The 25,210-nt window shown below is 71.7% G+C and carries 22 protein-coding genes, 1 tRNA gene and 1 riboswitch; of the genes, 14 read left to right on the forward strand and 9 right to left on the reverse strand.

The genetic code is table 11. From position 1 onward, the window contains the following. Nucleotides 1-1,386: 1,386 nt before the first annotated feature. Nucleotides 1,387-3,642, forward strand: coding sequence for a transglycosylase domain-containing protein (locus L3078_RS17530; RefSeq protein WP_420864172.1), 2,256 nt, complete (start codon nucleotides 1,387-1,389; stop codon nucleotides 3,640-3,642). Nucleotides 3,643-3,652: 10 nt separating this feature from the next. On the opposite strand, the gene L3078_RS17535 is transcribed toward L3078_RS17530, so the two are convergent. The 3 genes from L3078_RS17535 to L3078_RS17545 form a co-directional block, all read right to left on the reverse strand. After that, nucleotides 3,653-3,973, reverse strand: a complete 321-nt coding sequence (locus tag L3078_RS17535; RefSeq protein WP_045560647.1) for a DMT family transporter — start codon at nucleotides 3,971-3,973, stop codon at nucleotides 3,653-3,655. A gap of 33 nt (nucleotides 3,974-4,006) precedes the next feature. Continuing rightward, a riboswitch (guanidine-III (ykkC-III) riboswitch) is annotated at nucleotides 4,007-4,083 on the reverse strand. 88 nt (nucleotides 4,084-4,171) lie between these two features. Next, nucleotides 4,172-4,513, reverse strand: coding sequence for a GroES family chaperonin (locus tag L3078_RS17540; protein ID WP_033525031.1), 342 nt, complete (start codon nucleotides 4,511-4,513; stop codon nucleotides 4,172-4,174). Between the two features lie 22 nt (nucleotides 4,514-4,535). Then, nucleotides 4,536-4,865, reverse strand: coding sequence for a DUF3618 domain-containing protein (locus L3078_RS17545; protein WP_239754746.1), 330 nt, complete (start codon nucleotides 4,863-4,865; stop codon nucleotides 4,536-4,538). A gap of 104 nt (nucleotides 4,866-4,969) precedes the next feature. Between L3078_RS17545 and bcp the strand changes: the two genes are divergently transcribed. The 4 genes from bcp (at nucleotide 4,970) to L3078_RS17565 (ending at nucleotide 6,990) form a co-directional block, all read left to right on the forward strand. Next, the gene (gene bcp / locus L3078_RS17550; protein ID WP_239754747.1) at nucleotides 4,970-5,437 is read left to right on the forward strand and encodes a thioredoxin-dependent thiol peroxidase; all 468 of its coding nucleotides are present in this window, start codon (nucleotides 4,970-4,972) and stop codon (nucleotides 5,435-5,437) included. Between the two features lie 140 nt (nucleotides 5,438-5,577). Then, a complete protein-coding gene (locus L3078_RS17555) occupies nucleotides 5,578-6,219 on the forward strand; it encodes an HNH endonuclease signature motif containing protein (protein WP_239754748.1) in 642 nt (213 codons plus the stop codon). Next, on the forward strand, nucleotides 6,216-6,884 hold the full coding sequence (locus tag L3078_RS17560; protein ID WP_239754750.1) for an HNH endonuclease signature motif containing protein: 669 nt from the start codon (nucleotides 6,216-6,218) through the stop codon (nucleotides 6,882-6,884). Before L3078_RS17555 ends, L3078_RS17560 begins: the two co-directional genes overlap by 4 nt. 23 nt (nucleotides 6,885-6,907) lie before the next feature. Then, nucleotides 6,908-6,990 (forward strand) — tRNA-Leu (locus L3078_RS17565). Nucleotides 6,991-7,033: 43 nt separating this feature from the next. Here the strand turns inward: L3078_RS17565 and rdgB are convergent. The 6 genes from rdgB to L3078_RS17595 all read right to left on the reverse strand — a co-directional run bounded on the left by rdgB (nucleotide 7,034) and on the right by L3078_RS17595 (nucleotide 12,461). Beyond that, nucleotides 7,034-7,636 (reverse strand): RdgB/HAM1 family non-canonical purine NTP pyrophosphatase, encoded by a 603-nt coding sequence (gene rdgB, locus L3078_RS17570; protein ID WP_239754752.1) that lies wholly within the window; start codon nucleotides 7,634-7,636, stop codon nucleotides 7,034-7,036. Nucleotides 7,637-7,678: 42 nt separating this feature from the next. Continuing rightward, nucleotides 7,679-8,077 (reverse strand): hypothetical protein, encoded by a 399-nt coding sequence (locus L3078_RS17575; RefSeq protein ID WP_239754753.1) that lies wholly within the window; start codon nucleotides 8,075-8,077, stop codon nucleotides 7,679-7,681. A 181-nt stretch (nucleotides 8,078-8,258) separates the two neighbouring features. After that, nucleotides 8,259-8,996, reverse strand: coding sequence for a ribonuclease PH (gene rph / locus L3078_RS17580; RefSeq protein WP_239754754.1), 738 nt, complete (start codon nucleotides 8,994-8,996; stop codon nucleotides 8,259-8,261). 138 nt (nucleotides 8,997-9,134) lie between these two features. Then, on the reverse strand, nucleotides 9,135-9,392 hold the full coding sequence (locus tag L3078_RS17585) for a PTS sugar transporter subunit IIB (protein WP_275593223.1): 258 nt from the start codon (nucleotides 9,390-9,392) through the stop codon (nucleotides 9,135-9,137). A 116-nt stretch (nucleotides 9,393-9,508) separates the two neighbouring features. Next, nucleotides 9,509-10,831, reverse strand: coding sequence for an MFS transporter (locus L3078_RS17590; protein ID WP_239754756.1), 1,323 nt, complete (start codon nucleotides 10,829-10,831; stop codon nucleotides 9,509-9,511). Nucleotides 10,832-11,621: 790 nt separating this feature from the next. Continuing rightward, a complete protein-coding gene (locus L3078_RS17595; protein ID WP_239754757.1) occupies nucleotides 11,622-12,461 on the reverse strand; it encodes a class I SAM-dependent methyltransferase in 840 nt (279 codons plus the stop codon). 385 nt (nucleotides 12,462-12,846) lie between these two features. Here L3078_RS17595 and L3078_RS17600 point away from each other — a divergent pair, with 385 nt between their 5' ends. The 9 genes from L3078_RS17600 to L3078_RS17640 all read left to right on the forward strand — a co-directional run bounded on the left by L3078_RS17600 (nucleotide 12,847) and on the right by L3078_RS17640 (nucleotide 25,107). Continuing rightward, nucleotides 12,847-14,796 carry a RiPP maturation radical SAM C-methyltransferase gene (locus L3078_RS17600; protein WP_275593150.1) on the forward strand — a complete coding sequence of 650 codons (1,950 nt, stop codon included), beginning with the start codon at nucleotides 12,847-12,849 and terminating at the stop codon, nucleotides 14,794-14,796. Nucleotides 14,797-14,893: 97 nt separating this feature from the next. After that, entirely contained in the window at nucleotides 14,894-15,028 is a 135-nt protein-coding gene (botA, locus tag L3078_RS17605) for a bottromycin family RiPP peptide (protein ID WP_005486703.1), read from the forward strand. Between the two features lie 63 nt (nucleotides 15,029-15,091). Continuing rightward, nucleotides 15,092-16,309: a YcaO-like family protein gene (locus tag L3078_RS17610; protein WP_239754759.1), complete on the forward strand. Its 1,218-nt coding sequence runs from the start codon at nucleotides 15,092-15,094 to the stop codon at nucleotides 16,307-16,309. Continuing rightward, entirely contained in the window at nucleotides 16,266-17,594 is a 1,329-nt protein-coding gene (locus L3078_RS17615) for a YcaO-like family protein (RefSeq protein WP_239760360.1), read from the forward strand. Before L3078_RS17610 ends, L3078_RS17615 begins: the two co-directional genes overlap by 44 nt. Further along, nucleotides 17,591-19,573: a RiPP maturation radical SAM C-methyltransferase gene (locus L3078_RS17620; RefSeq protein ID WP_239754760.1), complete on the forward strand. Its 1,983-nt coding sequence runs from the start codon at nucleotides 17,591-17,593 to the stop codon at nucleotides 19,571-19,573. Before L3078_RS17615 ends, L3078_RS17620 begins: the two co-directional genes overlap by 4 nt. Continuing rightward, nucleotides 19,560-20,450: an alpha/beta fold hydrolase gene (locus L3078_RS17625; RefSeq protein WP_239754761.1), complete on the forward strand. Its 891-nt coding sequence runs from the start codon at nucleotides 19,560-19,562 to the stop codon at nucleotides 20,448-20,450. Before L3078_RS17620 ends, L3078_RS17625 begins: the two co-directional genes overlap by 14 nt. Further along, nucleotides 20,447-21,865, forward strand: a complete 1,419-nt coding sequence (locus tag L3078_RS17630) for an amidohydrolase family protein (RefSeq protein WP_239754763.1) — start codon at nucleotides 20,447-20,449, stop codon at nucleotides 21,863-21,865. The genes L3078_RS17625 and L3078_RS17630 overlap by 4 nt, the downstream gene beginning before the upstream one ends. A 100-nt stretch (nucleotides 21,866-21,965) precedes the next feature. Next, nucleotides 21,966-23,102 (forward strand): cytochrome P450, encoded by a 1,137-nt coding sequence (locus tag L3078_RS17635; protein WP_420864173.1) that lies wholly within the window; start codon nucleotides 21,966-21,968, stop codon nucleotides 23,100-23,102. A gap of 7 nt (nucleotides 23,103-23,109) precedes the next feature. Then, nucleotides 23,110-25,107: a RiPP maturation radical SAM C-methyltransferase gene (locus L3078_RS17640; protein WP_275593151.1), complete on the forward strand. Its 1,998-nt coding sequence runs from the start codon at nucleotides 23,110-23,112 to the stop codon at nucleotides 25,105-25,107. Nucleotides 25,108-25,210: the final 103 nt, after the last annotated feature.

Here is a 25,210-nt window from a genome sequence, read left to right on the forward strand (position 1 = left end):
AGAGACCCGGAGCGACGCACTCCGGGCACACCTCCGGGGTCCGGCGCCGACGCCGCCAGCAATACGCCCACCGGCAACGCCGGCCCGGCCTCCGGCCAGGGAGCCGCGTCCGACGGGCAGCCGACGGGGAAGCCTCCGGCAACGCCCGACGCCCGCCCCGGAGCACCCTCCGCGTCCCCCGACGGCACCCCTGCCCGGGCCTCGGACACCCGTTCCGGCCCGGCTTCCGGCAACGGCAGGCCCGACGCGGCACCCACCGGACGGCCCCACACGCCTTCCGGTGCTTCCGGCGGTTCCGGCGCTTCCGGTGAAGGCGGGAGGCCCGACGCGGCCTCCGGCGGACGGTCCGGCTCCACGCGCGACGCGCGGCAGGGTGGGCGGCCGGGGGCTGCCTCCGGCGGAGAGCCGCAGGCAGCGCCCGACGGCAGGTCCGGTGCGGCTTCGGGCGGTCCGGCCGGTGCGGCCTCCGGCGGTGCGTCCGGTGCGGCCTCCGGCGGTCGGCCCGTGGGTCAGTCCGGCGGCCAGTCCGGCGGTAAGAACGGTTCAACTGCACCCGGCTCGGCGCCCAGCGGCACGTCAGGTGCGGCCGGTGGCACGTCCGGTGCGCCCGGCGGCCGGTCGTCGCGGGCTGAGTCCGCGTCGCCGTCCGGCGGCAGCTCCACCGGGCCCCGGGGCGGGCAGCAGGCCGGCGGTCGGAACGGACGACCCGCAGGCACTCAGGACGGCCAGCCCTCAGGAACCCGTGGCGACCAGCCCTCCGGAGCCCGTGGCGACCAGCCCGGCAGCGTGCGCGGCGGGGGCTCCCCCGGCGCACGGGACGCCGGGCGCGACGACAAGGCGGACAAGGCGGACGGCGTGCCGGACGCCCGCGCCGCGCGGGCCGCCCGCGCGGCCCGCGCCGCCAAGGCCGCCGGTCTCACCGGAGCCGCGGGTGCAGCCGGAGCCGCGGGTGCACCCGGTGCAGCCGGTGCCGCTGGGGCCTCCGGTGCCGCTGGGGCCTCCGGTGGCAACCAGGCCGCCGGGCCCCACGGTCGCAACACCGCCGCAGCCTCCGACACCAAGTCCACCGGCGCCCGCACCCCCCGTACCCCCGGCGCGGCAGCCGGTCCCGCCGCTGACGACACCCCCACCACCACCCTGGGGATCACCCCGGCCGCCCGGAAGCCGGCCCCCTCCGCCGCCCGGCCCGTCACCGACACGCCCACGCAGGCACTCGGCGTCATCTCCACAGACAAGGCCGCCCCCAAGGGCGCCCCCGCGGCCGCCTCCGCCGCCGCGCCCGCCGCCGTGCCCGACATCACCCCGGCCCCCGCGGGCGGCGGCAAGGGCAAGAAGCCCAAGCGCCCCAAGCGCACCGGCTTCAAACGGCTGATCCCCACCTGGCGCATGGTGCTCGGCGCCTTCGTGGTCGGCCTCATGCTGATCGTCGGCGCCTTCGTGCTGGGCTACAACCTGGTCCACATTCCCAAGGCGAACGCCTTCGCGACCAAGCAGTCCAACGTCTACCTGTACGCGGACGGCACCCAGATCGCCCGCGACGGCGAGGTCAACCGCGAGAACGTCCCGCTGTCGAAGGTCTCCAAGGCCGCCCAGCACGCCGTACTGGCCGCCGAGGACCGCGACTTCTACTCCGAGCCGGCCATCGACATCAAGGCCATGATCCGGGCCGGCTGGAACACCGCGACCGGCAAGGGCAAGCAGTCCGGCTCCACCATCACCCAGCAGTACGTGAAGAACTACTACCTGGCCCAGGACCAGACCGTCACCCGCAAGGTGAAGGAGTTCTTCATCGCGATCAAGCTGGACCGCGAGGTCACCAAGGACGAGATCCTGGAGGGCTACCTCAACACCAGCTTCTTCGGCCGCAACGCCTACGGCATCCAGGCCGCCGCCCAGGCCTACTACGGCGTGGACGCCGACGAACTCACCGCCGAGCAGGGCGCCTACCTCGCCGCCCTCGTCAACGCGCCGAGCATGTACGACGTCGTCGCCCACCCCGAGAACAAGGGCGCGGCGGTCGCCCGCTGGAACTACGTCCTCGACGGCATGGTCAAGGAGGGCTGGCTCAAGCAGTCCGAGCGGACCGGCGCCAAGTTCCCGATGCCGAAGCAGAACACCACCTCGACCGCCTTCTCCGGCCAGCGCGGCTACCTCGTCGAGGCCATCAAGTCGTACCTCTACGACCACAAGATCATCGACGAGGAGGCGCTGGAGAACGGCGGTGGCTACCGCATCACCACCACCATCCAGCCCAAGATGCAGAACGCCTTCATCAAGGCCGTCGACGACCAGCTGATGGACAAGCTCGACAAGAAGAACCGCAAGGTCGACAACTACGTCCGCGCCGGCGGTGTCTCCATCGACCCGAAGACCGGCAAGGTCATCGCGATGTACGGCGGCATCGACTACACCAAGCAGTACGTCAACAACGCGACCCGCCGCGACTTCCAGGTCGGCTCCACCTTCAAGCCGTTCGTGTTCACCTCCGCCGTGGAGAACGCCTCCAACACCCAGAGCGGACAGGCGATCACCCCGAACACGGTCTACGACGGCACCAACAAGCGCCCCGTGGAGGGCTGGCCCGGCCCGGTGTACGACCCCGAGAACGAGGACTACGTCAACTACGGCAACATCTCCGTCCGCCAGGCCACCCAGAGCTCGGTGAACTCGGTGTACGCGCAGATGGCCGTGGACGTCGGCCCCGAGAAGGTCGAGAAGACCGCGATCGACCTCGGGCTGCCCAAGAACACCCCGGACATGAACCCGTACCCGTCCATCGCCCTGGGCACCGCCACCGCGAGCGTCCTCGACATGACGGAGGCGTACGCCACGCTGGCCAACCACGGCAAGCACGGCACGTACACGATGATCGAGAAGATCAGCAAGGACGGCGAGGTCGTCAAGCTCCCGACGACGGAGTCCACGCAGGCCGTCAGTCGCAAGGCCGCCGACACCACCACCTCCATCCTGCAGAGCGTCGTCCAGAGCGGCACCGCCACCGCCGCGCAGGCCTCCGGCCACCCGGTCGCAGGCAAGACCGGCACCGCCGAGGAGGACAAGGCGGCCTGGTTCGCGGGCTACACCCCCGACCTCGCCACCGTCGTCTCCGTGATGGGCCAGGACCCCAAGACGGGCGCCCACAAGCCGCTCTACGGCGCGATGGGCCTGCCCCGTATCAACGGCGGTGGGGCGCCCACCGAGATCTGGGCGCAGTTCACCAAGGCCGCCCTGAAGGGCAAGAAGGTCAAGGAGTTCGACCTCGACCTCCAGGTCGGCGCGGACGTCGTGATCACCCCGCCCAGCACCCCGGCCGACGAGCCGAGCGCCACCGGCGACGAGGAGACCGACGAACCCACGGGCGGCGAGGAGACCAGCGACCCGACGGACAGCGGCGGCACCGACGGCGGAGCCACCGACGGCGGCACGCCCACGACCGACGGCGGCGCGTCCGCCACGGGCGGCACGGCGACGGACGGCGGCGCGACAGCCGACGGAGGCGCCACCGCCGACGGCGGGGCCGCGAACGGCGGAGGAGCCACGGCCGACGGAGGAGCGTCGGACGGCGGCGCCACAGGCGACGGAGGAGTCACGGAGGGCGGAGGGACCTCGGAGGGCGATACCTCGGTGGGGCCCTTCGGATAGCCGCGGCCGCTCAGTGGCCGGAGGTGGCCTTCAACCCCACCACGGCCACGAGCAGCAGACACACGAAGAAGATCCGGGCGGCGGTGGCCGGCTCCCCCAGCCACACCATGCCGAACACCGCCGCCCCGGCCGCGCCGATGCCCACCCACACGCCGTACGCCGTGCCGATGGGCAGGGTGCGGGCGGCGTAGGACAGCAGCAGCATGCTGGCGACGATGCCGGCACCAGTCAGCACACTGGGCAACGGCCGGGTGAATCCGTCGGTGTACTTCATCCCGATCGACCAGCCGACCTCGAGCAGTCCGGCGACGACGAGCAGAACCCAGGCCATGGGGCACCTCCATGATCCATACGCGGAATCGGGGGTGCGTCGTCTTTTCCTTGGTCTTTCTCTTGGCCCGGTACGGCGCGTCTCGTCGGGTGCCTCAAAGGTAGCAAGCACAAGGCGGTGGGGGCTGGTGACCATGGTCACCAGCCCCCACCGCCTCTTATCGCCTGCGAATCAGAGATACACGTCTGAGATAGCAGGTCACAGATACAGGCCGGTGGAATCCTCCGACCCCTCGAACCGGTCCGCCGCCACGGCGTGCAGATCGCGCTCCCGCATCAGGACGTACGCAACGCCCCTGACCTCGACCTCGGCGCGGTCCTCGGGGTCGTAGAGGACCCGGTCGCCGGGCTCGACGGTGCGGACGTTCTGGCCGACCGCGACGACCTCGGCCCAGGCGAGACGCCGGCCGACGGCAGCCGTCGCGGGGATCAGGATGCCGCCACCGGAACGCCGCTCGCCCTCGGCGGTGTCCTGCCGCACGAGCACACGGTCGTGCAGCATCCGGATGGGCAACTTGTCGTGCTGGGTCTTCTCGCTCACACCCCGAACCTACCTGTCCCCGTCAGGCCCGACGACGCCGAGTGCCGAGGGCGAGGAGCCCGACGACGGCGACGACCGCGAGGGCGACGGGCACGATGCGCTCGACCCGGGGCGCGCCGTCCTCGTCGACGAACTGGCCCCTGACGTCGCTGACCACCCGGTTGACGGAGACGTACGCCGCGCCGAGGGTGTGGTCGATGTTGGAGACGACCTTGGCCTTGGCGTCGCCCACGATGGTCCTGGGGTGCACCCGGACGCCGATCTCGTCGAGCGTCTCGGCGAGACTGTCGCGGCGGCGCTTGATGTCCGCCTCGATCTCGGCCGGGGTCCTGATGTCCGAGCTCTCCGCCACCGCGCGGCCTCCCGTAGTCGGTTGTCCCTGAATCCCTTGAATATGGACAGTCTGTCAGCTCCACCCGGCGGAGCACCGCCAGGGCCCGCCATTACGCTGGACCGATGAGCGAGCGACTCCAGCCCGGGGACGTGGCCCCCGCCTTCACCCTCCCGGACGCCGACGGCAACGAGGTGTCCCTGTCCGACCACAAGGGCCGCAAGGTCATCGTCTACTTCTACCCGGCCGCCCTGACCCCCGGCTGCACCAAGCAGGCCTGCGACTTCACCGACAACCTGGAGCTCCTCGCGGACGCCGGGTACGACGTCATCGGCATCTCCCCCGACAAGCCCGAGAAACTCGCCAAGTTCCGCGAGAAGGAGTCCCTGAAGGTCACCCTTCTCGGCGACCCCGAGAAGACGGTCCTGGACGCCTACGCCGCGTTCGGCGAGAAGAAGAACTACGGCAAGACCTACCTGGGCGTCATCCGCTCCACGATCATCATCGACGAGGAGGGCAAGGTCGAACACGCCCTCTACAACGTCCGAGCCACAGGCCACGTAGCCAAGATCATCAAGGACCTGGGCATCTGAGCCTTTCCCCCTCGTCGCCCGAGAACGGCCCGTACCACGTCACCGGTACGGGCCGTTCCACATTCCGGAAGCAACTGTCCGACTATCGGCTCGTTACTCCGTACGAGGTCGCGAACAGATGACCGGAACGGAGGGGTTCGATGGGGGCAAGCATCTACACAAAGGAGCGGCTGGAGGAGGCGGCTCGGGGGGCACGGACGCTGTCGGAGGCGTTGGGGAAGCTGGGGGTGGATCCGAAGAGCTCGACGCGACGGTATGTCTTCGATCGGATGAAGAACCTGGGGGTGGATGTCTCGCACTTCGAGCGGGAGGGTGCGAAGTGGACGCGGGAGATCCTCCAGGAGGCCGTCACGGCCTCGACCAACATGTGCGAGGTCCTTCGACATCTCGGGCTTGAGGTCGTCGGCGGGCACCATACGCACATCAGCCGCCGGATCAAGGCGTACGGCATCGACATCTCGCACTTCCAGGTGCCCACCCAGCGGGGCAAGGCATGGCGTCCCCGAACGACAGAAGGCCTGCTCGTCGAGCAGCAGACCGGCCAGGCTCGACGCATCCCGAGCGATCGGCTCAAGTGGGCGATGACGACCACCGGCGTACCGGGGCGATGCGCCATGTGCGGTACGGACGCGATGTGGCGAGGGCAGCCGCTCCCCCTGGAGGTCGACCACATCAACGGCAACTGGCGCGACAACCGCATCGAGAACCTGCGGTTCCTGTGCCCCAACTGCCACTCGACAACGGACAGTTACCGGGGCCGCGGCAAAGGTCGCACCTCGTGAGCACCGGTGTGCGGTACACCCGGGAGCGGCTGGAGGAAGCGGCGGCGCAGTGCTCCGACATCGAGGAGGTCATCGCCTTCTTCGGCACACGGGCCTATGGCCAACTACGTCGCCATCTCTTTCGCCGCTTCGATCACTTCGGGATCGACGTGTCCCACATGCTGCGCAAGGGGCGAGCGAGAACGACCCCCGGCAGGCCGGCCGTCGACGACCTGCGCCGAGCCGTCGAGGAAGCGACCAGTCTGGCAGGCGTACTCCGCGCTCTGGGGATGGAGCCCTACAGCACCAGGTCACGCGCCCGGCTCCGCTGCTGGGTGACCGAGGCCGGTCTGGACACCTCCCACTTCTTGGGCCAGGCGCACCAGCGCGGCGGGCCGGGCACCACACCGCTCAGGAGCGCCGAAGACATCCTGATCCGGCACGACGGCGCACGTCGGACGAGAACGCACCTATTACGCCGGGCGCTCGCGGAAGTGGGTGAACCCGAGAAGTGCGCGGAGTGCGGTATCGGCCCCGAATGGCTCGGCAGGCCCATGACCTTGGAGGTCGACCACATCAACGGGGAGTGGAGCGACGACCGGCGCGAGAACCTGCGGTTGCTGTGCCCCAATTGCCACGCGATCACGAGCACGTGGTGCCGGGGTGGACGTCGACAGCGAAGCTAGCCCGCTACCATGGCTGACAGCCGGCGGCCGTTGCTGAATGGTATAAGCAGAGGTTTTAGGTGCCTCGGGGCATTTGCCCATGTGGGTTCGACTCCCATCGGCCGCACAGACGGAGGGGCCGCCGATTGGGCGGCCCCTCTCCCGTTGCCTCAGCCCAACAGCTCCCGCAGCACCGGCACCAACCCCCGGAACGCCTTGCCTCGGTGGCTGATCGCGTTTTTCTCCTCCGCCGTGAGTTCCGCGCAGGTGCGGGTCTCGCCCTCCGGCTGGAGGATCGGGTCGTAGCCGAAGCCGTTCGTGCCGACGGGGGTGTGGCGCAGGGTGCCTCTCAGCTGTCCCTCGACCACCCGTTCCGTGCCGTCCGGCAGGGCGAGGGCCGCCGCGCAGTTGAAGTGGGCGCCGCGGTGGTCGTCCGCGATGTCGCCGAGCTGGGCCAGGAGCAGTTCCAGGTTGGCCTTGTCGTCGCCGTGGCGGCCGGCCCAGCGGGCGGAGAAGATGCCGGGGGCGCCGTTCAGGACGTCGACACAGAGGCCGGAGTCGTCGGCGATGGCGGGGAAACCGGTGGCGCGGGCGAGGGCGTGGGCCTTCAGCAGCGCGTTCTCGGCGAAGGTGACGCCGGTCTCCTTGACGTCGGGGATCTCCGGGTAGGCGTCCGCGCCGACGAGGTCGTGGGTGAGGCCGGCGTCGGCGAGGATGGCCTTCAGCTCGGTGAGCTTTCCGGCGTTGCGGGTGGCGAGGATCAGGCGGGTCATGCCCACCAGTATCGCCACCCGCTCCAGGGCCTCGTGGGGCCGTTACGACGTGCAGACCTTCGTCAGTTCGCCCGCCGCGTCGGTGATGCCGCTGATGTCGGGGGTGGTGTCCCCGTTCTCCACGGCGGTCTGGGTGTCGGTGACGGCCTTCTGGAGCGAGTCGACGGCCTTGTTGACGTCGGCGTTGTCGGTCTTGTCGCCGATGTCGTCGAGGTTCTTGTCGATGGAGGCGAGGGACTCCTCCAGCTGCGTGGGGTCGTCCGCGGCGGTCTGCACGGCCTGCTGGAGGTCGTCCACGCTCTGGGCGATGGCCTCGGCGGTCTGGACGCAGTCCAGGGCCTTGTTCACCGCGTCGCAGCCGGTGGTGAGCCCGGCCGTGAGGGCGACGGCAGCTACGGCTCCGGCGATGGTGGTCATACGACGTCGGCGGCTCGCGGCCATGGAACGGTCCTCCTGATGGACGGGGTGCAGGCCTGACGGCCCCCTGCGTGATGCATGAACGGCTACTGCGGTGTGGCCGGGCGCACGGTGGTGTGCCGTGCGCCCGTATGTGCAAGGACGCGGGCGGGGCCGCCGTGGTTGCCATCGGCGGCCATCACCCTTGGTGCGCCCTTTACCTTCTTTACCTTTCGAGGACCGTCTCAAGCGCCTTGCGCTGAAGTGCGGCCAGTTCGTCGCAGCCGGAAACGGCCAGGTCCAGCAGGGAGTTGAGCTCCTCGCGGGCGAACGGCTCGGCCTCGGCGGTGCCCTGCACCTCGACGAAGCGGCCGTCGCCGGTGCAGACGACGTTCATGTCGGTGTCGGCCTTCACGTCCTCCTCGTAGCGGAGGTCGAGGAGGGGGACGCCGCCGACGATGCCGACGGAGACGGCCGAGACGGTGCCGGTGAGGGGCTGCCGGTTGGCCTTGATCAGCTTCTTGCCCTGGGCCCAGGCGACGGCGTCGGCCAGGGCGACGTAGGCGCCGGTGATGGCCGCGGTGCGGGTGCCGCCGTCGGCCTGGAGGACGTCGCAGTCCAGGACGATGGTGTTCTCGCCGAGCGCCTTGTAGTCGATGACGGCGCGCAGGGAGCGGCCGATGAGGCGGGAGATCTCGTGGGTTCGGCCGCCGATCTTGCCGCGTACGGACTCCCGGTCGCCGCGGGTGTTGGTGGCGCGGGGGAGCATGGAGTACTCGGCGGTCACCCAGCCCTCGCCGCTGCCCTTGCGCCAGCGGGGGACGCCTTCGGTGACGGAGGCGGTGCAGAAGACTTTCGTGTCGCCGAAGGAGATGAGGACGGAGCCCTCGGCGTGCTTGCTCCACCCGCGTTCGATGGTGATGGGGCGGAGCTGTTCGGGCGTGCGGCCGTCGATTCGAGACATGGCGCTGAGCCTAGCGGCACATGCGGAAGGGGCTCCTCCCCCAGCGGGAAGGAGCCCCTGCGACGGCCGTGGCGTGCGTCCGGCCCACCGTCTCGGGGCGAGCGGGCGCGGCTCGGCCTCGGGGCGAGCGGGCGCGGCTCACATCATGTCTTCGATCTCCGCGGCGATGGGGTCGGCGTCCGTGCCGACGACGACCTGGATCGCGGTGCCCATCTTGACGACGCCGTGGGCTCCGGCGGCCTTGAGGGCGGCCTCGTCGACGAGGGAGGGGTCGTTGACCTCGGTGCGCAGGCGCGTGATGCAGCCTTCGACCTCTTCGATGTTGTCGAGGCCGCCGAGTCCGGCGACGATCTTCTCAGCCTTGCTGGCCATGGCTACTCTCCCTGATTCCCTGATCCGAGCCGCTTTGTCTCAGTGACCCACGGTTGACCGTACGCGGGACAGCTTGCGGCACTGCCCCGCGACTGGTCTACACCACTGAGGGAGTGGGCGCCAAATGACCGCCCCGGCGGTCAGGTCGCGGGGGTGTCCGCGTTTTCCGTGCCCTGGCCGGGGATGGGCGATCCCTCGCCGTGGGCCGCCTGCCCCTCGTCGGGGGTCGTCTGATCCTCGTCGGGGGTCTCGGACTTGCCGCGGCCGGCGTCGAGGCCCCGGAGTGCGGGCAGGGCCACGATCGCGAGGGTGACCACGCACCAGGCGACGGCGAGGAGTGCGCCGGTCTGGCGGAGGCCGATCCAGTCGACGGTCAGGCCGGCGACGAGGGTGCCCAGCGGGACAGCGGTCATCGATACGGCGTTCTGGAGTCCGAGGACACGGCCGCGTACCTCCTCCGGGATCCGTTCGGTGACGAGGACCAGGAAGAGTGCGGGCAGCGGGCCCGCGCCGGCGCCCGCCAGGACGGCGGCCGCCCACATGACGGGCACCGGGGGCAGGAGCGCGAGCCCGGCGATGCCGAGGGTGGAGGTCAGCTGGGCGGCGACGAAGACGGTGCGGCGTGACCAGCGGGTTCCGATGGCCGCGTACAGGCCGGCGCCGGCGATGCCGCCGACGGCGAGGAGGGAGACGACGACGCCGAAGCCGCCGGGTGAGTCCTTGCCCACGAGGTGGACGGGGAGCACCAGGTTCTGGAGCGGGGCGAGGACGGCGACGCTGCCGGCCGAGACCAGGGTGACGGCGGTCAGGACGCGGTCGCCGCGCAGGACGCCGAGTCCGCGCTTGAGGTCGCCGCGCAGGCCGGCGCCCTCGCCGTCGCCCTGGGCCGTGGCGGTGGGCTGGGCGCCGATGGTCTTCGGCAGGGCGAGGGTGACGAGCGCGGCGAGGGCCGAGCAGCCGGCGGTGAGCCAGAGGACGGTGGCCGGGTCGACGAGCATGATGAGTCCGCCGGCGGCGGCCGGGGCGAGGATCACGACGCCGCCGGCGATGCTCTCGCGGAGTCCGGCGAGGCGTTCCATGCCGATGCCGGTGGCTTCGGCGATGTCCGGTGCGAGGGCCTCCCGGGCGGTCATGCCGGGTACGTCGAAGACGGCGCCGGCGACTCCGAGGACGACGAACCAGACGACGGTGAGGCCGAGGAGGCCGTCGACGACGGGGAGTGCGGCGACGCAGGCGGCGGAGGCGAGGTCGGCGCCGATGGAGAGGCGGCGGCGGCCGACCCGGTCGATGAGCACGCCTCCGGCGACGGCCGACAGGAGCATCGGCAGGGCGCTCGCGGCGGCGACGAGGCCGACCGCGGTGGCGTCGCCGGTGCGCAGCAGCACCAGCCAGGGGAGGGCGATGGAGGCCACGGTGTTGCCCAGCAGGGACAGGCCGTGGGAGATGAGGTAGAGCGGCAGCATCGGGGCATTCTGGGTCGGGGGCCGGTGGCCCGTCGGATGGTTGACCGGCGTCGCCGCCGGGTGGCCGGGGGTTCAGGACGGCCGGGGTTCCGGGCCGTCGGGGTTCCCGGCGATCGGGGTCCCCGGCAGCCCGGATTCCGGGATGATCCCGGCCCCCGACTGTCGGGACTTCCCGAACGGCAGGGCCCCCAGGTGACCGGGGGCTCCCAGGTGACCGGGGGCTTCCGGCTGGCCGGCAACTCCCGGGCGACCCGAGGCTTTCGGCTGGCCGGCAGTTCCCAGCGACCGGAAGCTCCCGGGTAGCCGAGGGCTCCCAGCGACCGGAAGCTTCCGGCCGGCCGCGCGCTCCCGGTGACCGGGGGCTCCCAGGCAACCGGAGACTTCCGGCTCACCAGGTGCTCCCAGCAACCGGCAACTCCCGGCCGACCGAGAGCTCCCAGCAACCGGAGGCTCCCGGCTAAACCGGGGCTCCCAGCGATCGGAGGCTTCCGGCCGGCCGAGGGCTCCCAGCGACCGGAAGCTTCCGGCCGGCCGCGCGCTCCCGGTGACCGGGGGCTCCCAGGCAACCGGAGACTTCCGGCTCACCAGGTGCTCCCAGCAACCGGGAACTCCCGACCGACCGAGAGCTCCCAGCGGCCGGAAGCTTCCGGCCAGCCAAGGGCTCCCGGTGACCGGGAGCCCCCAGTGACCGGGGCCCCCGTGACCGGAAGCCTCCGGCTGGTCGGGGTCTCGCGGTGGTCTGGCTCCCCGTGGCCGAGGGCTTCCGGCCGGCCGGATACCCCCGGCTCGGTCAGTCAGGTGTGTCGAAGGCGTAGCGGGAGATGTGGCCGACGCCGCGCAGTACCGGGAGCCGGGACAGGACGTGGGTGTCGATCCGCATGCGCAGTCGCAGTTTGCGGGGCAGGTGGCGCACATCGACGCCGGCCGCGGTGGCGTACGCGCTGTCGGCCTCGATCAGCCGCAACCCGGGTATCCCGCGCTCCAGTTCGCGTGGGTCGTCCACGCCCCAGGCCAGCCGGGCGCCCGTCTTGCGGAAGAGGGTCAAGGAGCGGGTGGACCGTACGGCGAACCGGGAGTACGTGTCGAACAGCAGCTCGCCGTGCGGGAAGCGGGCGACGAGGGTGCGCAGCAGGCGGGGCCCCTCGTCGGCGGAGAGGTACATGCTGAGGCCCTCGGCGACCACGAGGACGGGGCGGTCGGTGGGGACCTGGGCCGGCCAGTCCGGTTCGGTGACGGAGGCGGCGAGGGTCTCGTGGCCGGGGCGGGCCGGATAGAGCCGCTTGCGCAGTTCGATGACGTCGGGCTGGTCGAGGTCGAACCAGCGCACGCCGGGGCCGGGGGCGAGACGCTCGAACCTGCTGTCCAGCCCGCAGCCGAGATGGACCACGGTGGATTCGGGGTGGGCGTCGAGGAATGCGCGGACCCGCCGGTCGAAATAGCGGGCACGCAGGGCCACACCGACGGCGGATGCCTCTCCCATGCCGAGCCGGCCGAAGTCGTAGTCGATGCGGTCCAGCAGTTCGGCCGCGATGCGGTCACCCAGCAGGGGGTGGGCGGATCGGGCGTCGAGCGCGCGGGCGTAGAGGGGGGCGAGGAGTGTCTCCGCCGCGCCCGTCAGGGAAATCTTCACGCGACTTCTCGCCTCTCTGCGCATCTCTGCGCACAGAAATAGGGTCGGCGGGAAATTTGGTTCGGCGAGCGCATGGTAAAGCCCTCTTCGGATATTTTCCGATCCGCAGAGCCAGCTCGCGTCAACTCCTGTCGCATCATGACGCAGGAGCACCATACACCGTACAACCCGATCGATGCCACTGTCCACCACGCCTCCCACCTGCACATATGCAGGCGACCTGCGAACCTCCCCCGCCGATCGCAAAGTTGATCACGAATACGCGACCGGGCGCGCCCACGAGTGCATGCATGAGTGCATGCTGGACGAATGTTTCCAGCCAACCTATACCAATGCTTTAGGCACTGTTGACTCGTGGAATCCGCCCCTCCTACGGTGATTCGAGTTGCCGCAACCGGCTCCGGGGGTTGTTTTCGTGCCTGCCGCCAAAAACGTTTCCCTTGTATCAATGCCTTGGAACAGCGTCATCCGACCCTCGATTCAGGTCGGCATTCTGCGCTCACTTGCCGAGAGTGAAGGCTGGCAAGCAGACGCACGCTATTCCTATCTGGATTTCTACGGACTGGCCCAGAGAATGCTCGGGTTCTCCGACGAGAAATGGTCGGAGGCCTATGAGCTGGTCTCCGAAAAGCTCTACCACCTCTCGGTGGGCGACTGGATCTTCTCGTGCCGCCGGGGCGATGCCGAGCGACGGGAGGCGTACTTCGCCCAGCTGCGGGCGAGGCGGGTCGACGACGCGTCGATCGAGCTGGTCGACGCGTTGCGCGAGGTGGCGGACCGGCATGTGGAGCGGACAGCCGAGGCACTGCTTCAGTCCGCGCCGGACGTCGTCGGCTTCACCTCGATGTTCAGTCAGAACGGCCCGTCGCTCGCGGTGGCCGAGCGCCTGCGGGAGCTCGGCTACGGCGGGGTGATCGTGCTGGGCGGCAGCAACTGCGAGGGGTCGATGGGCCGCGCCCTCCTCGCCAACTACCCGGCGGTGGACGCCATCGTGGACGGCCCCGGCGAGGACGCCTTCGTCGCCCTGCTCCGCCAGGCCGAGGCCGGCGGCCCGCTCCGTACGCGAGGCCGCCTCGTCACCCGGCTGCCCGCCGACGACGACGCGCGGGCCGCGCCGCTCACCGCCTCCGACCTGGACGTACCCACCCCCAACTACGACGGTTTCTTCGAGCAGTTGCACGCCGCCGGACTGCACAGCCTCGAACCCGAGATCACCCTGCCCGTGGAGTTCTCCCGCGGCTGCTGGTGGGGCGCCAAGACCCACTGCACCTTCTGCGGCCTCAACGGCGCGACCATGACGTACCGCAGCAAGAACCCCGACACCGTCGCCGACGAGCTGCGGCATCTGATGGACCGCTACGGCGTCCTCGACTTCTTCGCCGTCGACAACATCCTCGACCTCAAGTACCTCGACACGGCACTGCCGTTGGTGGAGAAACTCAACACCGACCACTCGCTGTTCTTCGAGGTCAAGGCCAACATGGAGTGGGCCGACATCCGGGCGGTGCGCCGGGCGGGGGTGCGTTCCGTGCAGCCGGGGATCGAGAGCCTCAGCACGGAGGGGCTGCGGCATCTCCGGAAGGGCGCCACGGCGTACCAGAACATCCGGTTCCTGCTGGGCTGCGCCGAGTACGGCGTGCGGGCGGACTGGAACATCCTCACCGGGTATCCGCACGAGACGCCCGACTCGCTCAAGGCACAGCTCGACGTCGTCGCGTCGCTGACGCATCTGACGCCGCCGCACATCACACTGATCCGCTTCGACCGGTTCAGCCCGTACGTCGAGGCACCCGAGAGCTACGGGCTCACCCTGACCAGCCCGTTGCCGGGCTACCAGTACGCCTATCCCCGCCTGTCCCCGGAGGATCTGTGGGACATCGCGTACCACTTCGAGGGCGACTTCACGGACGACCCCGACAACGGGCCCGTACGGCGCCGGCTCGCCGCGCGCGTCCGGCTGTGGCGCGCGCACCACGAGTCCGCCCGCTTCACCTACCGGCTCGGTTTCGACTCGCTCACCCTCACCGACGAACGACCCGGTCTGCCGTCGCACACCACCACCCTGCGGGGCGAGGAGGCGCGGCTGTTCCGCGCCGTCGTCGGCGGCACCCGGTTCCGCGACCTCCAAGGGCAGGAGTGGCAGGGGGAACGCTGGGACCAGGCCCTGGAAACGCTGCGCACCTGGCGGCGCAAGCGGTGGGTCTACATCGAAGGCACGAAGGTCATCGCACTGGCGGTACGCGAGCAGCCCTCGGCCTATCGCACCCCACCGCCCAAGGGCACTCCCCGGCGGGCTCGTACCCCCGTACCCCTCACGCTCACCGCTCGACCGTAAGGAGGCCGCCCATCACGCGGATGCGGGCCACCGCGTACCCCCTGAGGCACTGGAACCGAAATCGAACGGCAACCCAGACCGACGAAAGGATCGAGACATGGGACCCGTAGTCGTATTCGACTGCATGACCGCGGACTTCCTCAACGACGACCCCAACAACGCCGAACTGAGCGCTCTGGAGATGGAGGAGCTGGAGTCCTGGGGTGCCTGGGACGGCGAAGCCACCTCTTGAGCGCCGGCCGGTGAGTAGCCGGCCGGTGTGAAGTCGGCGAGACGGACCACCGGGAGAGGGAGCATGCTCGAAGCGACGGCGACGGAGTGTGAGCTGCGCGAGATCGTCCACCGTTCGTATCCGTCGGATCGAACGGTGACCGTGCGGTGCACCGTACGCCCCGCCGAGGGCACGGCACAGGCCGACGGCTACGGCACCGCCACGACCGAGGCCGTGGCACGGGCGAAGGCCCTGTCCGAAGCCGTGGAGCGGCTGGTGGCCTGCACTCCCTTCGCAACGGTCGCCCGTCCGCCGACGGCTCTGGCGGACCCCGGCACGGGCTCCGGCCCGGTCCCGCCCTTCCCGGCGGCCGGGGTGCGCACCGCGCCGGAAGGCTGCGCGAGCCGGACGTACCGGCCGCTGACCGGGGACCGGCCGCGCCGGGTGCCGCTGTACTGGTCCTCGCCCTGGGTCGCCGGCGAGGAGTTGCGCGCGGGCACGCTGACGGCACCGGAGGCGCGGCTGTCGAGCACGGTCGGCTGGGCCGTCGCTCCGACGCCGGAGGCGGCCCTGCGCGGGGCGCTGCTGGAGCTGACGGAGCTGATCGGCTACGGGGTCTTCCTGCACCGTTGTCTGGCGGGTCCGGCGCGGCCCCGGTCGGCGGGTGACGAGACGCTGGTGCTGCCGCTGGGCGGCGCCGTCCGTACGCCGGCCGTGCTCGCCGTGGAGTACGGCCGCGGGCGGCTGATGCCGGCCACCGGGCTGGGGTGCGGCGCGACCCGGGCCGAGGCGACCGACCGGGCGCTGCTGGAGCTCGCGCAGGCCCGGACGATGTGGCGGTCGAACCCCACCGCCGAGCCGGCCGAGCGTTTCTTTCTGCGCCGCTTCGAGCGGTGGCCGCTGCTCACGCGGTGCGCGACCTTGGACTTCGAGCTGGGCGGTCCGGCCGGCGGTCGGACGCCGTACGACGACGGGCCGCTCCCGGCGTCCCCCCTGGAAGAGCTGGAGGCCGGCGGCATCACCGTGTGGGCCGACTCCGGTGCCGTCGACATCTCAGGCCCGGACATCCCCAGGACCCGCCTCTGCTTCGCCCACGTGGTGTCGGATCCGCAGCCTCTCCTGGGCCTTGTCCGCGCAGGCATCCCCGTGTTCGACACGGGAGAAGTGAGGAGGACCCTTGACCCGTCCCGCCGAGACACCCATCAAGACGCCCGCCGAGACGCGGGCCGGGACGCCCGCCGAGACCGATCTGCTGACCGTGGCCCTGCTGGACGGGGCCGCCAAGGACGACGTTCCGCCTGAGCGCGAGACGGCCGTCCAGCAGGCCCTGTCCGCCGTCGGGGACTGGCTGGCCGCGGAGCGGCTCACGGCCGACATCCGCAAGTACGGCATCGAGTCCGCGCCCACGTACGAGGTGCGGCTGACGGACGCGCAGGGCGCGCTCTGTTCCCGCAGCTCCGGCAAGGGGCTCGGGCACCGGAGCATGGCGAGCGCGCTGTTCGAGAGCGCCGAGCACTACCACCTGGACTGGCGCCGGGATCCACGGGCGTCGGAGGCCGAGTTCCTGCCGGGGCGGGAGATCGCGGGGCAGGCCACCGCCCGGCGGTCCGCGCTGCTGCGCCGGCTCGGCGGCATCATGCCGGACGCGCCCGTGCTGACCCGTACGTACCGGCCGGTGGACGAGGTGCTCACCGGACGGGCGGAGGGCGCCCCGGCCGGGCGGCCGCACCGGCATCCCGTGTTCCTGCGCGACGGCGGCTACCGCAACTGGCCCCACCCGGACGACGACCGGTCGTTCCAGCCGCTGTGGCACTACACCTCCAGCGCCGGGTACGCGGCGGGCGCCACCCCGCACGAGGCGCTGGTGCACGCCGTCAACGAGCTGATCGAGCGGGACGCCTGGTCGTACCAGCTGGCGCGGTCGTACTTCGGCCTGCCCAGCGAGGGGCCCGAGCTGCGGGTGGTCGACCACGACACGCTGCCCCCGGAACTGCGGGAGCTGACCGGCACGGTCGAGGAGGTCCGTGGGGCGCCGGTGCTGATCGTCGACATCACCTGCGACACCGGCGTACCGGCCTATGTGGTGTGCGACGCGCGGAGCCGGGAGGACGTGCGGCTGATCGGCAGCGGGGCCTCGCCGGTGCGGACGTACGCGCTGCAGCGGGCCCTTCTCGAATACCTCCAGGTGCGCACGATGTTCGAGCACGGGCCGGTGGACGCGGACACCGAGGCCGGGCAGATCGCCACCGCGCTGGCCCGCTATCCCCGCCATCTCGCCGCCGCCCGCTTCGATGTCGGCCAACTGCCGCACGAGCGGAGGGAGTTCGACGCGGACGACGGACTGCCCGCGACCGCGAGCCCCGAACAGCTGCTGCGGCACCTCGTGGACCGGCTGCGGGACCTGGGCGTCGACGTCCACCACCGGGTGCTGACGCCGCCGGGGTCCGTCACGGTCGTCGACGTCGTCGCGCCGGGCCTGGAGATGTTCGACAAGGCGCGGGCGGGCTATCCGGTGCTGCCGACCGGGCGCCTCGGCGAACGGCTGCGGCCGCGGCCGCGCGAGGAGCACGGAGGTGCGCCCCGGTGAGGCTCGCGCTCGTGGCACCGCCCTGGAACAGCCTGTACCGCCCGTCCATCCAGATCGCCACTCTCGCGGCGCTGGAGGGCACGGGGGACGGCGATCCGATCACGCCGGTGTACGCGTACCTGGACTGGTTCGAGTACGCCGTCGACGCGCTGGAGTGCGATCCGGCGGAGTTCGTCACCGTCTACGACACGATCGGCGAGGAGTTGTACGGGCTCGGCGTCGGGGACTGGATCTTCGGCGGGGTCCTGGACGCCCCTGGTCCCGAGGAGGAGGCGGACGTCCGCGCCCGGTACGCCGCCTTCCTCGCCGAGCACGGGGTGGCGCAGGAGCTGGTGGCGCGGGTGCTGGCGCTGCGCGCGGTGGCGCCCGGGTTCGCGGCGGGGCTCGCCGGGCGGCTGGTGGCGACCGGCGCGGAGTGTTTCGGGTTCACCACGTCGTTCAGTCAGCTGATGCCCGCGCTGGCCGTCGCCCGGGCCGTCAAGGATCACGCTCCCGACCGGCTGGTGCTGCTCGGCGGGGCCAATTGCGACCGGCCCATGGGGCAGGCCGTGATGCGGGCGTACCCGTTCGTCGACGCGGTCGTGCAGGGCGAGGGCGAGGCGGCGGTGGCGGCGGTCCGGGCCGCGCGCGGCGCCGGCGACCTCACGGCGGCCCCCGGTCTGGTCCTGCGGCACGAGGGCGGGTTGCGGGTGTCGTCGCCGACGGTGCAGCCGGCCGAGTCGGCGCCGGTGCCCCGGTACGCGGAGTACTTCGAGCGGCTGCGGGACCTGCCGCACCGTGAGCTGATCGCGCCGCACGTGGCGCTTCCGTTCCAGATGTCGCGGGGCTGCTGGTGGGGCGAGAAGCTCCAGTGCACCTTCTGCGGGGAGAACGGCAGCGGGATGGTCTACCGCAGCAAGCCGGGCGGGCAGCTGACCGAGACGCTGCGCCGGCTGACCGAGGAGCACGGTGTGTTCGACACGTACGCGGTCGACACGATCCTCGCCAGGAACGACAACGGCCTGGCCGAACTCGCCGCGGCGGAGGTCGACATCACCACGTTCTTCGAGGTGAAGGCCAATCTGGGGCCGCGGGAGGTGGGCGAGATGCGGGCGGCGGGCGTCACCATGGTGCAGCCGGGCATCGAGAGCCTGAGCAGCGGTGCGCTGAAGCTGCTGCGCAAGGGGGCGACGGCCTTCCACAACCTGCGTTTCCTGGTGCTGTGCCAGGAGTTGGGCATCGACGCCCAGTGGAACCTGCTGTCGGCGATGCCCGACGAGACGGCGGCGATGCTTCAGGAGCAGCTGCGGCTGATCCCGTTCATCACGCATCTCGCGCCGCCGTCGACGGTGAGCAAGGTCCGGGTCGACCGCTACAGCCCGTACTTCGAGAAGCCCGACGAGTTCGGTATCGCGCTGGACGGGCCCGAGCCGAAGTACCGCTTCGTGCACGCGGGCCGCACGGCCGCCGAACGCGCCGAGATGGCCTACTCGTTCGACCATGTGGAGCTGGCGGGGCGGGACGACACAGCCCTGGCGGCGGAGATGCTCGCGCTGCGGCGGCGCCTCGGGGCCCGGGTGGGCCTGTGGAAGAAGCTGCACGAACAGTCGCGGTTCTCGTTCCGGTTCGGGCCGAACATGACCGTGCTGCACGACGGCCGGCCGCATGTGGGCACCGGGCGCCATGTCCTGCGGGGCGGCGACGACCAGTTGTTCCGCTGTCTCGTGCACGGCGGGCGGCTGCACCAGGCCGTCGGCCAGGTCGCCGCGATGACGGGCCGACCGGAGGACGAGGTGCACGCGACGGTACGGGAATGGGCGCGGCGCGGCTGGATCCATCTGGAGGGCCGGCGCGGTCTCGTCCTCGCGGTGCGCGACGGCATGCGGGACGAGCTGGGCCGGGCGGCCGAGCTGCGGGAGGCCGCGGCCGAGTCGGAACGGGCGGCCGCCGAGTCGGGGAGGGCCGCCGTCGAGTCGGGGAGGGTCGGTGCGGGACGGTAACGGCACGAGCCGTCAGGACGTCTTCGAGGTGTTCTCCCGCGACGGCACGCCGATCCGTGGCTTCAGCAGGCCAGGGCCGGGCGAGACCCTCGTCCTCGTCCACGGGGTGGCCATGGACCGGCGGATCTGGGCGGAGTCGGGGTTCCTCGACGCGCTCCCGGACGCCCATGTCCTCGCGCTCGACCTGCGGGGACGCGGGGAGAGCGGGCGGGTCGGCACGCCGGAGGGCCATGCCCTGCGCCGGTACGTCGAGGACGTCCGCGCGGTCCTCGACGGGTTCGGCCGGGCGCGGTACAGCCTGTTCGGCACGTACTTCGGCGGGCGGATCGCCCTCCAGGTCGCCGCCGTGGACACCCGGGTGGCCCGGGCGTTCTCCTTCTGCGCGCACGCCGAGCAGGTGGAGATCCCCGGGGACGCCGTCGAGGAGGAGGCGGTGGCCGTCGAGGGCCCCGGCGGGCACGCCTATCTGCGTGACCACTTCACCGGGCGAGGCGCCCCGCCGTGGATGGTCGAGGCCTGCTCCCGCGTCGACCCCGGCGAGCTGGGGGCGGCCACCCGCGGGCTGCTGCACGGCTCGGACCGGCGGACCGAACGCGGCCACCCCGACCAGGAGTTGGTGCTGATCACCGCCGACGGTGACGCGGACCTGGCGCCCTTCCACGCCGGGGAGCGACGGCTCGGCGCCCGCCTGTGGCTCGTCGACGCCCCGACCCGGATCAAGGCCGCCGGGCGTCTCGCGGAGGCCGGGCGACGGGTGGCGGCGGTACTGGCGGAGGGCGCCCCTACGGATCGCACGGACCGCACGGACCGCACGGACCGCACGGACCGCACGGACCGCACGGACGAGGCCCGTACGACCGGGACGGGGGTCGTATGACGGCGACCGAGGACACCATGTGGCGCCGACGCCGGGGGCTGCTGCCCGACGGGGACCCGCTGGTGCGGGCCCTGGAGGAGCTGGCGGAGCGCGGGCGCGGGCATCGGCTGCGGGCCGTCGGTCTCGTCGACCCCGCCACCGGGCGGCCCGGCCCCCCGCACGACCTGACGGTGACCGACGGCACGGTCACCGCCTGGACCCCGACCCCGCCCGCCGCCGACGGGCGTCCGGCCCCGTACGCCGCGTACGCCGTGCCGGGCTTCGTCGACTCCCACGCGCATGTCTCGTCCGCCGCCGACCTGGCCGGCCTCCTCGTCCACGGCGTGACCGGCTTCCGGCAGCTGTGGGGCGAGCCGGCGCACCTGTACGCCGCCGGTGTGCACCGCGCCAGACACGCCGTCCTGCCCCGGCCCTGGGTCACCGCGGGGGTGGTCGACGGCCCCCGGTCGCGGATCCCGCAGGGGGTCACCGTCGTGGACGGGGTCCGGTCGGTCCGACGGGTGATCGAGGACGCGCTGGCGTTCGGTTTCGACGGGGTCAAGGTGTACGACGACATCGAGCGCCCGGTGTTCGAGACCCTGGTCCGGGAGGCGGAACGGGCCGGTCTGCCGGTCGTGGGCCATGTCCCCGAGGCAGTGCCCCTGGACCTGGCCCGTCGCACGATGCGGTCGTCCGAGCATCTGTACGGCATCGTGCCGAATGTGTTCCGACTGCCGCCCGAGCGGCGCTGGGACGCGCTGGCGGCGGCCCTGCGCGACCACCCGGCACCCGGCACCGAACCCGGTCACTTCGTCTGCCCCACCCTCGTGTGCTGGCGGGCCCGCAGCGGCGAGCGCCGGTACACCCGCCCCTCCCGCGTGGCCCTCCAGGCGGTGGACGAGGGCCGGCGCCGGCCCTGGCAGTCGGCGGCCCGCGACGCCCTCCGGCTGGACGCCGCCGAGGCGCACCGGCGCGGCGGCCTCGTCGACGAGCTGGGCCGGATCGCCCGCGCCCTGACGGACACGGGCACCCGGCTGCTGGCCGGCACGGACTGCGGCAACCCCTTCGTCCTCGCGGGCCCCTCCTTCCACAAGGAGCTGGCCGAACTCTCCCGCGCGGGGCTCGACTTCGCCGCCGTGCTGCGGGCGGCGACCACCCACGGGTACGAGGCCACGGGGCGGCGGGCGGGCCCGGTGGCCGGTGATCCGGCGGACCTGGTCCTGTACCGGCGGCCACCCGACGGCGACGTGACCGCCCTCGCCCGGCCCGACGCGGTGCTCGTCGACGGTGTCCTCCTCGACGGCACCGACCTCGACCGCCTGTGGGCGCTCCGGCTGGCCTCGTCCGGCCTCGACGCGTCCGGCTGGGCCCGCGGCGACCTCGACCCACCGGTCACCACCGGCCGACCCACGAAGGAGACAGCCCATGCAGGCTGACCGGGAAACCGACCGTACGGGACGGGAGGCGACACGCCCCGCAGGCCCCGACCCCGCCACCGACCCCACCGACCCCACCGACCGGCGGCCGAAATGCCCCGTGGACTTCGACTTCTTCGCCGCCCCGCAGCAGTACCGCGACGCCGCCGCCGAACACGCCGGTGAGCACGGCGCCTTCTACAGCGACCGGGGCTTCTGGGTGCTGGCGACGTACGACGGGATCGTGGACGCGTTCAAGGACGAGGGCACCTTCACCGTCGGCCGGGTCAGTGCGGCGGAGGGCGCCGAGGAGGAGCGCTGGATCCCGCTGACCGTCGAGGGCCGCGAGCACACGGCGTGGCGACAGCGGCTGGGCGCCTGGTTCACCCCGCAGCGGGTGCGGGAGCTGACCCCGTCCATGCGGACGGGCGCCCGGCGGCGGATCGAGGGGTTCCTGGAGAAGGGCGAGGTGTCGTTCAACGAGGACTTCGCCCGGCCGTACGTCCTGGAGAACCTGATGACGGCGGTGGGCTGGCCGCCGGACGGGTTCGACCTGCTCATCGCCATCAACCGGGCGATGATCGACTCCCGTTCGGCGCCGGACCCCCGGGCGGCGGCGTACGGCGAGCTGGGGCTTCCGGCGCTGGAGCGGTTCGCCCGTGAGCACATCGCCCGGCGCCGCGCGGAGCCCGCCGACGACCTCACCACCGCCAGCTTCGACTGGGAGATCGACGGCGCCCGGGTCACCGACGACGACCGTGCCTCCCTGCTGTGCACGCTGTTCCTGGCGGGCGTCGACTCGACGGTGAACCACCTGGCCAACGCCGTCCAGCATCTCGCCCACCACGAGGAGGACCGGCGGCGGTTCCTGGCCGGGCCCGAGGTCCGGCCGCCCGCGGTCGAGGAGTTCCTGCGGGCCAACTCGTGCATGTACCCGGGCCGGCAGGCCGCGGCCGGCGGCGCGGGCGGGGTCGCGGACCGGGGCGACACGGTGCTGCTTCCGCTGGCCCTCGCCAACCACGACCCCGAGGTGTTCCCGGAGCCCGGCCGGATCGACTTCGACCGGGCGCGCAATCCGCACATCGCCTTCGGCACCGGCCCCCACCAGTGCCTCGGCGCGGCCTTCGCGCGCGCCCAGATCCTGGTGGCCCTGGAGGAGTGGCACGCCCTGGTCCCGGACTACGGGCCGCCTCCCGAGCGGCGTACGGCCGAGCCGCCGTTCCTGCGCAACTCCTACGACCTGAGGCTCATCTGGTGAGGGCGCCATGACCGGGACGACCGAAAGGACAGGGGTGGACGGGACGACCGCGCCCACCGGCCCGCCGGAGCCCGCCGGGGCCGGCCGAGTGGCCCTCGTGTCCATGCCCTGGAACAACGTGCGCCGCCCCTCCATCCAGGTGGGCACCCTGCGGTCCGTCGCCCGTGCCGAGGGGTGGCGGGTCGACTCGCACTACGCCTACCTCTCCTTCTACGGCCTCGCCCGCACGGCCCTCGGCATGGGGGACGCCGAGTGGTCCCGCGCGTACGAGACGGTGTCGGAGGGGCTGTACCAGCTGTCCGTCGGCGACTGGATCTTCGCGTGCCGTGACGGCGGGGCGGCTCCGCGCGAGGCGTACTTCCGGATGCTGCGCGCCAAGGGTGTCGACGACGCGACGATCGAGCTGGTCGACGCGTTGCGCGAGGTGGCGGACCGGCATGTGGAGCGGACAGCCGCCGAGTTGCTGGCCTCGGCTCCCGATGTCATCGGTTTCACCAGCACCTTCAGTCAGAACGGCCCGACGCTCGCAGTGGCCGAGCGCCTGCGGGAGCTCGGCCACGACGGGGTGATCGTGCTGGGCGGCAGCAACTGCGAGGGGTCGATGGGCCGCGCCCTCCTCGCCAACTACCCGGCGGTGGACGCCATCGTGGACGGCCCCGGCGAGGACGCCTTCGTCGCCCTGCTCCGCCAGGCCGAGGCCGGCGGCCCGCCGCGCTCCCACGGCCGTCTGGTCACCCGGCTGCCCGCCGTCGCCGACAGCGCTCCGGCCGGCATCTCCGTCGGCCAGTCGCTCGAGGTGCCCACCCCCGACTACGACGGTTTCTTCGAGCAGTTGCACGCCGCCGGACTGCACAGCCTCGAACCCGAGATCACCCTGCCCGTGGAGTTCTCCCGAGGCTGCTGGTGGGGCGCCAAGACCCACTGCACCTTCTGCGGCCTCAACGGCGCGACCATGACGTACCGCAGCAAGAACCCCGACACCGTCGCCGACGAACTCCGCCACCTCATGGACCGCTACGGCGTCCTCGACTTCTTCGCCGTCGACAACATCCTCGACCTCAAATACCTCGACACGGCACTGCCGCTGGTGGAGAAACTCAACACCGACCATTCCCTGTTCTTCGAGGTCAAGGCCAACATGGAATGGGCCGACATCCAGGCCGCCCGTCGCGCCGGAGTCCGCTCCGTGCAGCCCGGAATCGAAAGTCTCAGCACCGAGGGGCTACGGCTGCTGAAGAAAGGCGCGACCGCCTTCCAGAACATCCGGTTCCTGCTCGGCTGCGCCGAATTCGGTGTCCTGCCGGTGTGGAACATCCTCACCGGATTTCCCCACGAAACCCCGGAGTCGATGCTCACCCAGATCGACCTGCTGCCTTCCCTGACCCATCTCGAACCACCCGACAACGACATCCTGGCCGTGCACTTCGACCGGTTCAGCCCGTACGTGGAACACCCGCAGGACTACGGCCTCACCCTCACCCACCCGCTGCCCGGCTACCAGTACGCCTACCCCCGCCTCTCCCCCGGCGACCTGTGGGACCTCGCCTACCACTTCGAGGGCGACTTCACCGAGGACCCCCGCAACACCGCCGTCCGCGAACGCCTCGCCACGGCCGTCCACCAGTGGCGCACCCAGCACCACCGGGCCCGTTTCACCTACCGCCTCGGCTTCGACGCCGTCACCCTCACCGACCACCGGCCCGGCCTGCCCGCCCACACCACCGTCCTGCGCGGCGCGGACGCCCGGCTCTTCCGCGCGATCATCGGCGGAACCCGGTTCCGCGATCTCCAGAGTCAGGAAGGTCTGGAGCAGCCCCTGGAAAAACTCCACAGCTGGCAGGAGAAAAGGTGGGTCTATATCGAGGGCACCAAGGTCATCGCCCTCCCCGTACGCGAAAAACCCTCCGCCTATCGCACCCCGCCCCGCAAGGGAACTCCCCGCAGGTCCCGAACCGTCGTACCCCTCACGCTCACCGGTCCGTCTCCCTCGCGGCAGCCTGGCTGAAATCCGTCCCGCACAGCGTTTCCCGTTTGCGGTGACCGCCCACCGGCGCGGTACTCGTAGGGGATCACCGCGCACAGCTCCGAGCACAACGCCGTATCACGAC

It is taken from the genome of Streptomyces deccanensis (assembly GCF_022385335.1).
Taxonomy (GTDB): Bacteria; Actinomycetota; Actinomycetes; order Streptomycetales; family Streptomycetaceae; genus Streptomyces; species Streptomyces deccanensis.